Source organism: Sphaerisporangium sp. NPDC049002 (genome assembly GCF_040649355.1).
Taxonomy (GTDB): domain Bacteria; phylum Actinomycetota; class Actinomycetes; order Streptosporangiales; family Streptosporangiaceae; genus Sphaerisporangium.
On sequence record NZ_JBEZFH010000006.1, the window covers coordinates 42,848 to 57,632 of the forward strand.

A 14,785-nucleotide genomic window follows, 5' to 3' on the forward strand; every position below is an offset into this window, starting at 1 on the left:
TCCCGACGCCCCCGTCTCCGGCGAAGGCCCAACCGGCATCGTGGACTGAAGGGGGAGTGGTCAAGGCGATCCCGTTCTCCTTGGTGTATTCGCGGTACCTTCAACCGTATCGTTGAACCTCCCTTGTAGACTTTGGGTGCATCTGGTCGCGCTTTCTGCGGTGAACCCTCAAACAGTGGAGACAGCGTGAGTCGTGGGCGGCTGAGGCCGGTCGACCTGGCGCGTGGACACGGCCTGTCCACGCAGGCAATACGGAACTATGAAGAAGCGGGCATCCTTCCGCGAGCGGACCGAACGCCCCACGGGTACCGGGTGTACACCCATCTCCATGCCCTGGCTCTGCGCGCCTTCGCCGCCCTGGCGCCGGCACACGGCCACCAGACCGCGACGGCGATCATGCGGGCCGTGAACCAGGACGCGATCGAGGAGGCCCTCACGGTGATCGACGAGAGCCACGCGCAGCTCCTCAAGGACCGGCGAACGCTCGCGGCCGTCGAGAAAGCACTCCGGGACCTGGTGCCGTCAGGGCTGCCGACGCCGCCCGAATCCGGGATGACGTTCGTCGGGCCGCTTGCCCGGCAACTGGGGATCCGGCCCGCGACCCTGCGTAAATGGGAAAAGGCCGGCTTGATCCATCCGCGACGGGACCCCAGGACCGGCTATCGCGTCTATACGCCCGCTGATGTCCGGGACGTCCAGTTGGCTCACCAGCTCAGGCGCGGCGGGTACCTACTGAACCAGATCTCCCCGCTCCTCGCGCAGGTGCGGTCGGCCGGAGGAGTGGCACCTTTGGAGGCCACGCTGAGCGACTGGCGCAGCCGGCTCACCATGCGCGGCCTCTCGATGCTGACGGGAGCATCCGAACTCCAGGCCTACCTGAGGGAGCGCGACGCCGGCGATCCACCGAATACGTGAACCGCCACAACAAGCAGCGGAGAATCCATGAATGGGCAGCATCGAGATCGATGAGAGATCGGCCCGTTCCCTGGCCTCGCGATTTTCGCCGCTTACGAGAACACGACGAGGCGACGATCCGGCGCGCACGAGGGTGGGCCAGGCACCCGTGGGGGGTGGTTAGCCGGTGCCTCCCACCCAAGGCGCGGCTGGCGTCGAGTGCGGACGGATCGTCGCGTGAGCCGGGCGCGCGGTCTCAGCCGGCGTGCAGCCTCGTGATGAGCTGGTGCGCGACGTCCATGAACTGGTCGCGCGAGGACGACGTCGTCTGCAGGTCGACGAACACCTCGTGGGCACCGGCCTCGGCGACGGCCAGCATGTAGTCACCGATCTGCTGCAGGGTTCCGACGTACGGCACCTGGTCGTCGGGCGCGGGAGAATCGGTGATCATCGGATTGATGCGCACCACCATCCGCAGGGCCGACGGATCCCGGTCGGCACGTGCCGCGCTCTGCAGCGCCACATCCCACAGGGAGGTCAGATAGGGCATGGGCAGCGGCACGCACAGCCAGCCGTCGGCTCGCCGGCCGATCCTCTCAAGTGCCGGGGGCGTGTAACCGGCGAGCAGGATCGGGGGGCGCGGACGCTGGAAGGGCTTGAGGTCGATGTGCGATGGCGGCACGGTCCAGAGCTTGCCCGTGTGCTCGACCACCCCATTGCCCCAGGCGGCCTCCATCACGTCGAGCGTCTCTTCGAGCCGGGCTCCCCTTCCCTGCCAGGGCACCCCGGTCGCGGTGTATTCGTCACGCAGCCATCCGAGGCCGATGCCGACGTCCAGCCGTCCCCGGCTGAGCAGGTCGAGCGAGGTCAGCATGCGGGCGAGCAGGACCGGCGGCTGCCACAGCGCGTTGAGCGTGCTGGTTCCCAGCCGGACCTCCCGCGTGCTGACGGCGGCCAGCGTCAACGCGGTCAGCGGGTCGAAGAAATTCGAGAAGGCCGGGGGGATCGTGCCGTCTCCTCCTGGGTAGGGGTCGCTGGGCGCGAGCGGCACCATGATCCGATCGCCCGCCCACAGGCTGTTGTAGCCCATGGCCTCCAGATCCGTGCTGGCCTGCCGGATGAAATCCGGGTCGGCGAAGGCGCCGTACTGCGGGACTGTGTATCCGATCTGCATGAGAGATTCCTTGGAACTTCGCCGTGGAAAGCCGGTCAGAAATGAGGTGGCCACTGCGTACGCATCTCACTCCCTGGACGCTCCCGGTCGAGCGTCCAGGGAGACGTTAGGCGACACCCCTTGGATGGGACTTGGGCCTGGCTTGACCGGCCGCGATGCGACTATGGGGATCCCGGAGTGGACCCTGGGTTCACAGAGTCCAACGGATCCACCGGCCGGGTCGGGTCGGCCAGGGACTGAAGCTTCGCGTCCCTGAGCATCTCCGCGGCGAGCAGCACGTAAGTGGTGTCGGTCAGCTTGAGAGTGGCCCGCAGGACCGTGTGGTCACCGGATCGGACCTCGTCATGCGTGATCTCCTCGGTCAACTCGCCCAACGTCTTGCCCTCGCGCGACATGGCGGCCGCGGTTAGCCCTGTGGTGAACGTCTTCTTGACGGCGGAGCCGGCCGAAGGGACGGGCAGTACGCAGATCACGTTGACCGCCCGCTCTTCGAGGTTCGCCGGGCGGCGCAGGCCCACTCCGTACAGCGCCACGGCTCCGGGAGTCTGCGGGGCCGTGATGGTCGCGGCGGCGACGTCTCCGAGGCACGCGCCCATCGCGGCGTGGTTCGGGCTCTCGGCCAGCGAACTCTCGCCCCCGAGCGCGGCCACCAGAGGCTCGATGACCGGGGCCGTGGCGACCGTCGAGTCGGTGACGACGACCTGGTTGAACTGGTTGGTCACCCCCCGCACCGGGACGGGGAGTTTCGCCAGGCTCACGTCCGCGCCGGGGGCGAACGAAAGGCCGTCGTGATCGCCGATGCGGCGGGGCTTGGCCCCGAGGCCCTCCAGTTTGGCCCGGACGACCTCCGCCTTGAAACCGCCGTCGAAGCGGAAGGCCACGTTCGGGGCCACGCCGATCGCGATCGCCCGGTCCCCCGCGTAGGGACTCACTCCCGTCGCCTCCGGCAACTCGGTCCCGGCGTTGACCAGGTCGCCGGAACCGGAGGTGACCGCGGGAAGCCAGCGCCGCCCCGGCTCCTTGTCGGAACCAACGGTCACACCAAGCTTGTTCCACCACGCCGGCTCGCCGTACTCGAAGTACGCGGCGGCGGGGCCGTTTCCGGAGACCTCGCCCATCGCGTCCAGCAGACGGGTCTCGGCCCGCTCTTCGGCGCATCCCGCGAGGATCAGAACGGCCGCGAGCCCGCTGCCGATCATTCTCATGCCGATCATTCTCATGGACGTGAGGCTAGGAACTCCCACTTGGAGATCGCTGGTGGACCGCCGCCTGGCCCATCGTCACCGCCGCCGCACCGCTTAAGCCTGAGTTCGTGCGAACCGCGTCTCCGGCTGTCCGCTCCAAGTGGGATACAAGGTCGTCCACCTAGCGTGAGCGGTGTGCGTGAAGTGATTGTCGCGGGTGTTCTGATCGCGGTCCTCAGCGGCTGCGCAGGTGGAGGCGGGGAACAGGTGACGGGTACGACCGGTGCCAGACAGGAGACGACAACGGGGCAGGAGACGGCGACCGGGCAGGAGACCACGGCGGGGGTGGAGGCCGGGGTGCTCAAGGGCCGGGTCGTCGACGCGGAGGGCCGGCCCATCGCGGGCGCGGAGATCGTCGCCGACAACCAGTTTCTCCACAACAGCAATCTTGTCGTGATGACCGACGCGGACGGTCGCTACCGGGTGAGCACCAACGTCGCCACGGCCACGTTCCAGGTGTCCGGCACCGTGACCCGGCGCTTCGAGGGCCGCGTTTACACGATGCAGCTCACCCCTCACGACGACACGTCCTTCGCCGGTCCGACCGGCGCGATTCGCGACTTCACCTGGCGGCTCACCGGTGAACGGCCCGACGGGCTGGGCTTCTACGGAAGCCTGGTGCTCTTCAACATGGACGTCTGGGATCTGCCGAACCCGGATGAGTACCTGCGCGAGGAGGACGTCACTCTCACCCTGACCCCCCAGGGGCCGCTGATCGACGGGTCGGCCGGTGAGGTCATCACGCGGCGAGCCGAGCGCACCGCCGACGGACCCGGCCTGACGGACATCCCGATCGGCCGGTACCGGATCACCGCCGAGAGCCTCGGGCGCCCCCTCCGGATCCGGCTTCGCGACACCGGCGAGTACGCCGAGGCCGTCGACACCGTATTCGAGAAATTCCTGACCACCTCCCACCGTATCGAACTCGACCTCAAGCCCTAGGTATCGAAAGACCAGGACACAAAGGTCCAGGAGCGTGTGTCTGTAACAGCGATCGGCTTGCGGCGTCACCTGGACCAAGATCGGCGAAGCTTTCGGGATCACCCGCCAGTCCGCATGGGAGCGGTTCTCCGGCGAGGAGTGACACGACCCGGGCTATTTCGTGGACCTCTGTGCCAGACGATCCCCGCTCTGCCTGTGGGATTCGCGGGCCCTTCCTGTCACATCGCATTCCCTGTCACATATGCTCGCGACCTGGTCAGATGGCGCGGTGTCGATTTCCGCCGCGCCGGATCGACGCGTAGCCAGACACCGGCGAGGACCCGGTCATCTGGCACCAGAAGGAGATACGGATATGCGATTCCTCATGACGACCAAGGCCGGCGACGCGGCGCCCCCGGACGAGCGGGTCTACGCCGAGATGGCCGCGTTCGTCGAGGAGATGACCCAGGCGGGGGTGCTGCTCGCGACCGGCGGACTGGACCCGGCGGGCACCCACGTCTCGGCCTCCCGAGGCGAGATCACCGTGACCGACGGCCCGTTCACCGAGGCGAAGGAGGCGATCGTCAGCTTCGCGCTGATCGAGGCGCGCTCGAAGGAGGAGGCCATCGAGCTCACCCGGCGCTTCTGGAAGATCATCGGTGACGGCGAGGCTCACATCCAGCAGGTCTTCGGCCCGGAGAACTGATCGGATGCTCGCGCGTCCAGCCGGGCCGGTGCTCTGATCGAGCACGTGACGTCCAAGGACGCCCACCGCGCGGTCGACGCGGTCTGGAGGATGGAGTCGGCGAGGGTCGTCGCCGGGCTCGTCCGGATGGTGGGCGACGTGGGCCTGGCCGAGGAACTGGCGCAGGACGCGCTTCTCGCCGCCCTCGAACAGTGGCCGGAGTCGGGTGTTCCGGATAATCCGGGCGCCTGGCTCATGGCCGTCGCCAAGCGTCGCGCCATCGACCGGTCGCGGCGCGACGAGCGGCTCGACCGAAGGCACGAGCAGCTCGCCCGCGAGCTCGCCACGCGGCAGGACACCGCCGAGGCCGACGTCGACGCGACCCTCGACGGCGAGGTGGGCGACGACGTCCTGCGCCTGATGTTCGTCTCCTGCCACCCGGCGCTGCCGGCCGAGTCCCGGGTGGCACTGACGTTGCGGCTGCTCGGCGGCCTGCGCACCGAGGAGATCGCCCGTGCGTTCCTCGTCTCGGAGGCGGCCGTCGCCCAGCGCGTCGTCCGGGCCAAGCGCACCATCGCGACCCTCCGGCTCCCCTTCGAGGTTCCCGAGGGGCCGGACCGGGCGGCGCGGCTGTCGTCGGTCCTGGAGGCCATCTACCTGATCTTCAACGAGGGGTATGTGGCGACCGCAGGCGACGGCTGGATGCGCAAGGGCCTGTGCCACGAGGCCCTGCGCCTCGGCCGGCTGCTGGCCGGGCTGACGCCGGGCGAGGCCGAGGCGCACGGACTGGTCGCGCTGATGGAGCTCCAGTCCTCGCGGCTGGCCGCCCGTACGGGGCCGTCGGGGGAGCCCGTCGCGCTGCACGAGCAGAACCGAGGGCGCTGGGACCAGCTTCACATCCGCCGGGGCTTCGCGGCCATGCTGCGCGCGAGGGAGGCCGGTGGACCCCTCGGCCCGTACGTCCTGCAGGCCGCCATCGCCGTATGCCACGCGCGCGCCCGTACAGCGGAAGAGACCGATTGGGCGCGGATCGCCGCACTCTACGCGACCCTCGCCCGGGTGCTGCCCACGCCGGTCGTGCAGCTCAACCGCGCCGTCGCGCTGGCCATGGCGCACGGCCCTGAGGCGGGCCTGGCGCTCGCCGACACGCTGGTCACCGAGCCGGCGCTCAAGGGGTACCACCGCCTGCCGAGCGTGCGCGGCGATCTGATGGCCAGGCTCGGCCGCCACGAAGAGGCCAGGCAGGAGTTCGAACGCGCCGCGACGCTCACCCTGAACCTGCCCGAACGCAAGATCCTCCTCGAACGCGCCGCCGCCTCCGCCGCCTCCGCTGACGCCGCGTGTGCCGCCGCCTCGGCCGATGTCGCGTATGCCGCCGCTTGCGCTGATGCGACCTGCGCTGATGCCGCCGCGATCCGTACCGGCGCCGGAGGGGCCACGCCGGGGACGGGCGTCACGCTGGGCGGGGCCGCGAGCGCCTTCCTGGCCCGTGACGACCTGGACGCCGCGACCGTCCGCTCCTACGGGCAGACCATGCGCCGGCTGTGCCGCGAACTCGGGGACGACGTCCCGTTGCCGCACGTGACCGCGGGACAGGTCGTCGCGGCCTTCACCGCCGCCTGGGGGAACGTCGCCCCCGCCACGTGGAACCGCCACCGCGCCGCCGTCCGCTCCTTCTCCACCTGGGCCGCCGCCCAGGCCCGAACCCCCGGCGCCGCGGCGACCGGCGAACGGCGGACACATGACCTGGTCGCCGCCGCCCAGGACCGGCCGCCAGGTGACCTGGCCGTCGGCGCGCAAGCAGGAAGAATCGATGACCTGGCCGCCGGGATCGAGCGGCGGCCCGAGCCCCGGGGACGTACCCGCCCCATCGACCGCCCGCGCGTCGAGGAGCTGTGGGAACGACCTGACCTCGCCCTGCGCGAGCGCACCTTGTGGATGCTGCTCTACGAGAGTGGGGCCGGTGTGGGCGCCGCGCTCGCGCTCAACGTCGAGGACCTCGATCTGGCCGGCATGCGCGCGAAGCCGACCGGCGGGTCACGCTGGATCCAGTGGCGGTCCGGCACCGCCGATCTGATCCCCCGCCTCGTCGCGGGCCGTCGCCGTGGTCCGTTGTTCCTGTCGGACCGCAGGCCCGGCCCCGGCCGTCCCCCCGCCCCCGGCGACCTGTGCCCCGAGACCGGCCGCCGCAGGCTCTCCTACGAACGGGCCGAATACCTGTTCAAACAGGCCACTGGCCACACCCTCAACCAACTACGGACCGGCGGAGACCACTTCACGCAGCTCCCTCCGGGATGACGGGGACCGTGGCGCACGGGTCCGGGGTGTGCGGGTCCGGGGCGGCGGGGGTCCGGCACCCCTGCAGGACGGCGGGGAGGAGGCGGGTCAGGTCAGGTAGTGGAAGCCCGGTTTCGGGTGCATGAGAAAGTCGTGGTGGGAGATGGTCCAGGCATAGGCGCCGGCCATGCCGAAGGCGACGATGTCACCCACGTTCACCGACGTGAGGACGCGCCGGGCGAACACGTCCTTGGGCGTGCAGAGCTGGCCGACGATCGTGACCAGCTCGTCGGTGACCCCGCGGGGCAGGGGGGAAGTACCCTGCCTGCCCCCGCTGACCGGGGTGCCGGGGATGACCCCGGGGCTCGTACAGCCCGGATGCCCCGGATGCCCCGGGTGCCCCGGATGGCTCGGACGGCTCGGACGGCCGGTCGGTAGGACGGCGAAGGGCTGATCGTGGCACTTGGCCACCGGGGTGCGCAGGTGGTGGGTGCCACCGGTGACCACGGCGAACACCTCGCCGTGGACGCGCTTCACGTCGAGCACGCGGGTGAGGTACCAGCCGCAGTAGGCGGTCAGCGCGCGGCCGGGTTCGACGCGCAGCGTCTCGCCGGGTCGCCGCAGGCCCGCGAGGTCCTGTCCGTAGGCCTCCCAGTCGAACCGCTCCTCGGGGTCGGTGTACGACACGGCCATCCCGCCGCCGAGGTTGATCTCCGCCGCCTCCAGTTCGCGGCCGAAGGACAGCACGGCCTTGGCGAGGTCGAGCAGCTCGCTGGCCTGGAGCCCGCTGGCCAGGTGAGCGTGGACGCCGCGCAGCCGTACCCGGTTCTGGCCCCGGAGGAGCTCCAGGCACTCGCTTATCCCATCGGGATCCATGCCGAACGGCGTGGCGCCGCCGCCCATCGTCAGCGACGCGCCCTCCACAGGGACGTCCAGGTTGACCCGCAGCAGCGCGTCCACCGGGCGGCCGGCGTCGATGAGGCGATCGCCCGGTGGGCGGGCGGCGTCGATGAGGCGACCGCCCCGTGGACGGCCTGCGGCGATGAGGCGGCGCAGCTCGCCGGGGCTCTCGACGTGGACGCGGTGGACGTCGAGGGCCAGCTCGGCGTCGGTCTTGCCCGGACCGCCCAGCGCGAGCCGGGCGTCCGGCAGCACCGACCGCACGTGGGCGACCTCGCCTATGGAGGACACCTCGTAGCCGTCGGCGTAGGGGGCCAGCGCGCGCAGCAGCGCGGGGTCGGGGTTGGCCTTGACCGCGTAGTACATCTCGACCCCGGGCAGCGCCCGCCGTACGGCGGACGCGTGCCTGTCCAGCGCGGACATGTCGTACACGTATGCCGGCAGCGCGTCAGCCAGCCGAAGCGCCCGCTCCCGAACCCGATCAGGAACGATCACACGCCCCCTCCCATGAAGGCGTCGCCCACAGGGACGATCATGCCGACCCTCTCGCGATGGGATTGGTCCACAGGGACGAATGCGACGTTCACGCGTGTCCTCCCGCGAAGGGGTTGGCCACAGGGACGTACCCGGCGTCGCGGTCGGCCGAGCGGGCCCATCGGGTCGACAGGTTGGCCTTGGCGGGCAGGGGGACCCCGGCCAGCAGGTCGCCCAGAGGCAGCGGCCGGCCGTTCTCGTCGGCGTACCGGGTGACCCGGGTGCGCGCGTCGGCCCACAGCTCACGCAGCAGTTCGTCTCTGCCGCAGGATGCCACCTGCTCCACGGCCGTTCCGCCAGGGAGTGTCGCCGAGCCTGCGACCGTGGCCGCGATCTCGGGGAGGTGGTTCACCATGACGCAGTAGACCACGCGGTTCCAGCCACGCGTGGCGTCATAGGTGGCGGCCCTCGCGACCGAATTGGGCAGGCCGGAGACGTCGTGCCGTCCGGCAACGAGCTTGGTGCCTTCCATATCCCGAAATATGGCTTCACCTGGCATGCCTGCGGAGTCGATGCCCACGAGCACGTTCTGAAGGTGGGGTTCCAGCACCACGCCGTGCCGGAAGTACGCGTCGAGCACCGGCAGCGCGACGTGATCGACATAGGCCCCCCACCAACCCACCGGATCCCGTCGCATGGCCCCGACCACCGCACCCCAGACGTCCCCCGTCCCGGCCCCGGAGTGGAGCGTGGCGCCCGCGACCGTTCCGCGCACGCCCCCGGCCTCGTCTTCGGAGTGGCCGCCCATGTCCCGCGTACCGTCCCCGAGTGCGGCGAGCGCGCCGGCCAGTACGGGCGTGATGCCCGGCCCCGTGACCTCCCACGGGCTGGAGCGGACGATCACCCCGAGGCCTTCGAGCAGGCGTGTGCCGAGCGACGCGGACCGGTATCCGGGCTCGGGAAGCCAGCCAGTCCCCGGAAGGCGTTCGGCGAGGTCGCCGAACACCGGCTCCAGCCGCCTGCTCAGCTCAGCCGCCGCGGCCAGCTCGTACCAGGCGTTCTTCCGCACGCAGTTCGTGATCCGCACATCGATGCTGAACTTCAGGCATTTGCCGATATGCGGCTCGTACACCGTGCGCACCGACGAGGTGGGAACCGTCGGCAGGGTGCCGTGCCCGAGGTCCACGAGCCGGCCGTCCGCGAACGGGGCGGCAAGCTCGGCGCCGAGCAGCTCAAGCTGCCACGGGTGGGCGGGCAGCAGCGTGTATCCAGGGGGCGCTTGGCCCAGTCCGTCGAGAACTCCGGGATCGCCCCCGGCCTCCACCAGGTCGTCACGTACGCCGAGCAGCCGGAGCGGGAACGCGGCGTGTGCCTCCGGCGCGTACCGCACCCATGCCGACCCGCCCCGGGACTTCGGCGAGGGATGAAACGGATGCCCGAAGACGAGCGCCTGCTCGGAGGCCAGCCACGGATCCTCCGGCGCCGCCGTGGACGCCCGCTCGCGCAGCAGGATCGCGATCGCCTCCCGGCTGCCGGCCACCTGCCCCGCGAACTCCTCGTTGTGCCCCGCGCTCGTCCCGGCCTCCTTGCAGGTCGCGTTGGTTCCGCCCTCGTCGTGCCCGGCGCCATCGCTGGTGCTGGTGCTGGTGCTGGTGCTGGTGCCGGTGTCCTGGCCGCCGCCGAGCTCGGTTTCGACGAGACGTACGAGACGGTCCACGGAGAGGGGATGCCAGCACCCGTACTCCAGGCGCTCGGCCGGGCCGTCGAAGCGGAGGGCCAGGCCACCCGAGGTGGGCACGCGGATGAGGCTCCCCGCCAGGCGCAGCAGCAGGAAAGGCGCGGTGGCCCACACCTGGCCACGCGGGCCCGCCACCTCCCGCACGCAGCAGCGCAGCAGTGCCGCCAGTGACGCCTCCTCCGCGATCCCCCGCGCGACCTCCTCCGATCCGCCCGCCGCGAGGCCGGACGAGCCGAGGCCGGAGGCCCCGTGTCCAGCCGAGCGGTGTCCGGAGGAGTCGAGGTCGGAAGAGCCGCGGGTGGGGGAGTCGAGCACGACGCCGTTCAATGGTTCGCCTCTCTGCGAGAATGGCGGCGCAGGTAGTTCGGGCCGCTGGTGCCGTAGTGCTTGTTGATGTCGGCGGCGCCGATGCGTGCCCGGTCCACCAGGGTTCCCGCGCTGACCATGGACTTGCCGACCAGCCGCGCGGCGTCCAGCGTCCGCGCGCGCAGCAGCCGGGCCATCGGATGACCACCGTGCTGAGCGAGGGCGCCTTCGAGGGCTGCCGCGACCAACTCGCCGTGGCCGGCCCCGAACGCGATCGCGGCGGCGGCCAGGTGCAGGGTGATCGTCACGAACACGTCCGCGAGGGCATGCGGGTCGTCGGTCAGCAGCCGCCGGTCGGCGAAGTCCGGCACGGCGAGGCCCGCGGCGAGCAGCCGGTCCGGCGAGGCGAGCAGCCCGTCGTTGTCCTTGACCAGCAACCGCGTCGTCCCCTCGCCGAAGACGAGGGAGAGGTTCTGCTGGTGTGCCTCCAGCGCGATGCCGTACGTGACGAACAGCCTGACATTCCACGTGAACAGCACCCGGAGGTAGCAGAGCAGCAGCGCGCTGACATCCCCGCCGTGATACCGCGCGGCCAGGTCGTCGAGCACGCGGGGCCCGGCGGTCCGGGTGGGCGACGGGGCCAGCAGGGCGGCGATCGAGACGATCTCTCCGGGCGGCAGGCGGCGGACCATCCAGCCGAGGTGCTCGTTCCCGGCGTGGGCGTAGGTCTGCTCGTCGGCGAGGAGCACGTCGAGGTCGGGTTCCCTGAGCAGCGCCTCACGCAGCAGCCGCTCCGCTCGCGCGCCGTCGCCCAGAGTGCCCGGCTTGATGGACCTGCGGTTGCGCGCTCCGAGAGTGCTGGTGGCCAGGGGCAGCTTGAGATGCGTGCGGGCGTCCACCTCGACGGTGCGCATGGACAGCGTGGGCCGCACCACCAGGTACGGCTCGTCGTGGACGACCACGCCCGGTATCTCCCGCACCGCGTCCAGAGTCAGCGGGTGTACGGGGAACGGCACGTACGAGGGGTGTACGGGGAACGGCACGTACGGAGGGTCTGCGGGGAACGGCGCGTACGAGGGGTCCGCGGCGGCCGGCCACCAGTGGGGAAGGTCTCCCGAGCGGGTGACCCGGTCGATCGGCACCGCCGCCCAGCGGAGCGCGAAGCTCGGCGCGAACTCGGGCGCGTAGGCGGTCACCTGCTCATCAGAGAGGCCGAGCCGCGACCGTGAGGTCGGGTACACCGGGTGATCGGCGAACGCCCCCAACGTCTCGTAGACAACGCTCGGAAACGCCCGAACCTCCCCACCCCCCGAACCGATCACCCCCGCGGAACTCACGAAACCCGCCGAACCTGCCTGACCCGCCGAACCCGCGAGACCCCCGTGACCGGCTGAACGGCCCGACGCGGTTCCCGGCTCGCGGCGGAGGCGACTGAGTACGTCCGCCCGGTGCGCGGCGTGCAGTTCGTACGCGCGCAGGGCCGCGCGGCACTCCTCGGTGAAGGCGGCCACCCCTCCGACGTCGGCCGGGTCGGCGATCCCGGTGAGCGTGCTCAGCACCTCGTCTAGCGTCAGTGACTCATCACCGGCGACCACGAAGTCCTGATACAACCGGCCGGGCGCCAGCCGTACCCGCCGCCCCGTGGGCAGGACGAGCTGAACACCGTCCTTGGTCCGGGTCATGCGGGCGGCCAGCCCGCCGTAGTCCTCACGGAGCAGCGCGTTCAGCACGCGAGCCGCGAGGTAGGACTCGGCGGTGTCCCCGCCGCGCCCCAGAACGGCCGAGCGGGGTGCGTCGTGTTCCACGGTCGCGGGGGTCATTCGACGACCCAGGGGGAGCGGGCCCGGAAGGCGTCGATCGCCCCGTTCACGGCCTGCTCGTCCGGACCGGTGGCACGGACGATGCCAAGGTAGTCGCGGTTGGTGCGGGTCAGCTCGACGGTCTCTCCCACCGGCCGCAGCGGCCGGTGGCAGAGCCGTACGCCCTGGATGGTGTCGGTCACGTCTCCGGGAGCCTCCTGGATGGTTCCGGACCGTCCGGCGATCAGGCTCACCGCCGCGCTGTGCCCGGCCGCGTGCGGGGGCGTCATGGCGGGCTCGCCCAGGTGGACGCGGAGGATCCACTCGAAGAGCGGCACCCCGAGCATCTCGGCGAGCAGGAAGTCGCATGTGTCGCCGATGACCCGGTAGTTCACCTCCACGATGCGCGGACCCCGCGCGGTGAGGACGTACTCGGTGTGACAGGCACCGAAGCCGACACCGATCGCGGTGAGAGCCCGGAGGACGTGCTCCTGCCACGCGGGGTCGGGAGGATGCCAGTCGAGCCGTTCCTCCACGAAGTGGGGCAGCGGGCCGAGGGTGGTGCGGAACCCGCCGAGCACGTGCAGGGCGCGGCCGTCGCCCAGCGTTTCGAGCGTGTGCAGCGGCCCTTCGAGGTACTCCTCGGCGACCAGCGTCGCGCCGGGCCGCCGGGAACGGATGTCCTCCACGACCCGGGCCAGTTCGCCGCCGTCCACGGCCAGGACGACGTCCTCGCTGGCGACCCCCTCGCGCGGCTTGACCACCACCGGGTACGGCAGATCGCCGGGCACCGGGTCACCGGGCGCGAGCCGTACGGACCAGACGGTCTCCACCCCGGCGGCGGCGAGCCTGTCCCGCGTGAGCGCCTTGTTCTTGGCGGTCAGGCAGGCGCACCAGTCCTTGCGGGGAAGCCCGAAATAGTCGGCCGCCAGGGCGGTCTCGGGCTGGATGTGGTCGGAGTTGGAGAAGATCGCCTCGGGCGGGTGGTGACGGGCGATCGTGTCGATCACCGAGCGGACGTCGCGGACGTCGGTCCGCAGGGCCTCCACGCCGGGGTGACGTTCGGGCTGGTCGGTGAGCAGCGTCACCTCGCATCCCAGCGCCCGGGCCGCGGGAAGGAATCCATTGGTGACCGAGTCGGTCGGATTGAGCGCGGTGAGGTACAGCCGCACGCAGGGCACCCCCGGATCAGGTAAGGCTAACCTAACTAGCGCATCCTAGCCGTATGGAGATCATCCCGCTGCCCGACATGCTAATCACCAAGAAAGTCCGTGTTGGCATGGGTTCGCTGGGCATTTCGGTCGGTTCTTCCGGGCGGGTGGGGGCGGCATAGGATGGACAGTCTGCTGGGAGGAGGCGCGCGTGGAGGAGATCTCGCAGGAGGGGCTGCTCGGACCCTTGCTTCTGGCGCGAGGAGGGGTCGACAGGTCCGCTCTTCACCGAAACGACGAGGCCTGGCTGAAGTCTGCATGGGCCGACCCAGGCACGCGTGTCCTGCTCATCAACGACGGCAACACGCTGATCCGCCGTCACAACGGCACGGCCGAGTTGGTGTTCCTGGCTCCGCATCAGGCACCGGCGGGCGAGCGCTACCTTCTCGGCGTCGACCCCCAGGGCGTCGCGTACTTCGCCGTCGCGGTCGAGGCCCCGCTGCCACTTCCGGCTCCGCTGCCGCTGCCCGGGGGCACCGAGGTGGCCGGGGCGATCCAGGACGTCCCCGACTGGGCCGATGTCGCCTCCGAAGGGCTGCGCAAGGCGGGGGCGGCGCTCGGCGACCGCGACGCCGGCCTGCTGGTCAATGCCGTCGCCCTGGAGGCGTGGCACGCCACCCACGACCACTGCCCGAGGTGCGGCACCCCGACGAACGTCGCCGCCGGCGGTCACATGCGGGTCTGTCCCGAGGACGGCAGCCAGCACTTCCCCCGCGTCGACCCCGCCGTCATCATGCTGGTCCACGACGGCCGCGACCGCTGCCTTCTCGCTCGCGGCCCGCAGTGGCCCGAGGGGCGGTTCTCGGTCCTCGCGGGGTTCGTGGAGTCCGGCGAGTCGCTGGAGCAGGCCGTCGCGCGTGAGGTGTTCGAGGAGGTGGGGGTCACCGTCACCGCCCCGCGCTACATGGGGAGCCAGCCGTGGCCCTTCCCGCGCAGCCTGATGCTCGGCTTCTTCGCGCAGGCCACCACCACGAAGATCATCTGTGACCCCGAGGAGATCGCCGAGGCGTTCTGGGTGACCCGCGCCGAGCTCGGCGCCGCCGTGGAGAACGGCGAGATCCGGCTCCCGCCCGGCGTCTCCATCGCCCGCCGCCTCATCGAGACGTGGTATGGCTCGTACCTGCCCGGCGACTGGTGAACCCCGGGCCCGCGAGCGAGTACG

11 protein-coding genes are annotated in these 14,785 nt (G+C 70.9%); 5 read left to right on the forward strand and 6 right to left on the reverse strand.

The window, feature by feature from the left end; all coding sequences use genetic code 11:
* The first annotated feature begins 186 nt into the window (after positions 1 to 186).
* A complete protein-coding gene (locus AB0B89_RS02685; protein ID WP_358547058.1) occupies positions 187 to 915 on the forward strand; it encodes a TioE family transcriptional regulator in 729 nt (242 codons plus the stop codon).
* A gap of 235 nt (positions 916 to 1,150) precedes the next feature.
* Here the strand turns inward: AB0B89_RS02685 and AB0B89_RS02690 are convergent, their stop codons facing one another.
* Together AB0B89_RS02690 and AB0B89_RS02695 are read right to left on the reverse strand one after the other, a co-directional pair.
* Complete coding sequence (locus AB0B89_RS02690; protein ID WP_358547060.1) at positions 1,151 to 2,068, reverse strand: TIGR03619 family F420-dependent LLM class oxidoreductase; 918 nt, start codon at positions 2,066 to 2,068, stop codon at positions 1,151 to 1,153.
* A gap of 161 nt (positions 2,069 to 2,229) precedes the next feature.
* The gene (locus AB0B89_RS02695; RefSeq protein WP_358547062.1) at positions 2,230 to 3,288 is read right to left on the reverse strand and encodes a hypothetical protein; all 1,059 of its coding nucleotides are present in this window, start codon (positions 3,286 to 3,288) and stop codon (positions 2,230 to 2,232) included.
* Positions 3,289 to 3,447: 159 nt separating this feature from the next.
* Between AB0B89_RS02695 and AB0B89_RS02700 the strand changes: the two genes are divergently transcribed.
* From AB0B89_RS02700 to AB0B89_RS02710, 3 genes are all read left to right on the forward strand, one after another.
* Positions 3,448 to 4,254: a carboxypeptidase-like regulatory domain-containing protein gene (locus tag AB0B89_RS02700; RefSeq protein WP_358547064.1), complete on the forward strand. Its 807-nt coding sequence runs from the start codon at positions 3,448 to 3,450 to the stop codon at positions 4,252 to 4,254.
* A 352-nt stretch (positions 4,255 to 4,606) separates the two neighbouring features.
* Positions 4,607 to 4,939: a YciI family protein gene (locus AB0B89_RS02705; RefSeq protein ID WP_358547066.1), complete on the forward strand. Its 333-nt coding sequence runs from the start codon at positions 4,607 to 4,609 to the stop codon at positions 4,937 to 4,939.
* Between the two features lie 90 nt (positions 4,940 to 5,029).
* Entirely contained in the window at positions 5,030 to 7,216 is a 2,187-nt protein-coding gene (locus AB0B89_RS02710) for a sigma-70 family RNA polymerase sigma factor (RefSeq protein WP_358547170.1), read from the forward strand.
* Positions 7,217 to 7,303: 87 nt separating this feature from the next.
* Here AB0B89_RS02710 and AB0B89_RS02715 read toward each other — a convergent pair whose 3' ends face one another.
* From AB0B89_RS02715 to AB0B89_RS02730, 4 genes are all read right to left on the reverse strand, one after another.
* Positions 7,304 to 8,587 carry an alanine racemase gene (locus tag AB0B89_RS02715; RefSeq protein ID WP_358547172.1) on the reverse strand — a complete coding sequence of 428 codons (1,284 nt, stop codon included), beginning with the start codon at positions 8,585 to 8,587 and terminating at the stop codon, positions 7,304 to 7,306.
* A gap of 91 nt (positions 8,588 to 8,678) precedes the next feature.
* Positions 8,679 to 10,634, reverse strand: a complete 1,956-nt coding sequence (locus AB0B89_RS02720) for an IucA/IucC family protein (protein WP_358547068.1) — start codon at positions 10,632 to 10,634, stop codon at positions 8,679 to 8,681.
* Entirely contained in the window at positions 10,631 to 12,433 is a 1,803-nt protein-coding gene (locus AB0B89_RS02725; protein WP_358547070.1) for an IucA/IucC family protein, read from the reverse strand. Before AB0B89_RS02725 ends, AB0B89_RS02720 begins: the two co-directional genes overlap by 4 nt.
* Positions 12,430 to 13,584, reverse strand: a complete 1,155-nt coding sequence (locus tag AB0B89_RS02730) for a siderophore biosynthesis protein (RefSeq protein WP_358547073.1) — start codon at positions 13,582 to 13,584, stop codon at positions 12,430 to 12,432. The genes AB0B89_RS02725 and AB0B89_RS02730 overlap by 4 nt, the downstream gene beginning before the upstream one ends.
* 190 nt (positions 13,585 to 13,774) lie before the next feature.
* Between AB0B89_RS02730 and nudC the strand changes: the two genes are divergently transcribed.
* Positions 13,775 to 14,761, forward strand: coding sequence for an NAD(+) diphosphatase (gene nudC, locus AB0B89_RS02735; RefSeq protein WP_358547076.1), 987 nt, complete (start codon positions 13,775 to 13,777; stop codon positions 14,759 to 14,761).
* Positions 14,762 to 14,785 lie beyond the last annotated feature (24 nt).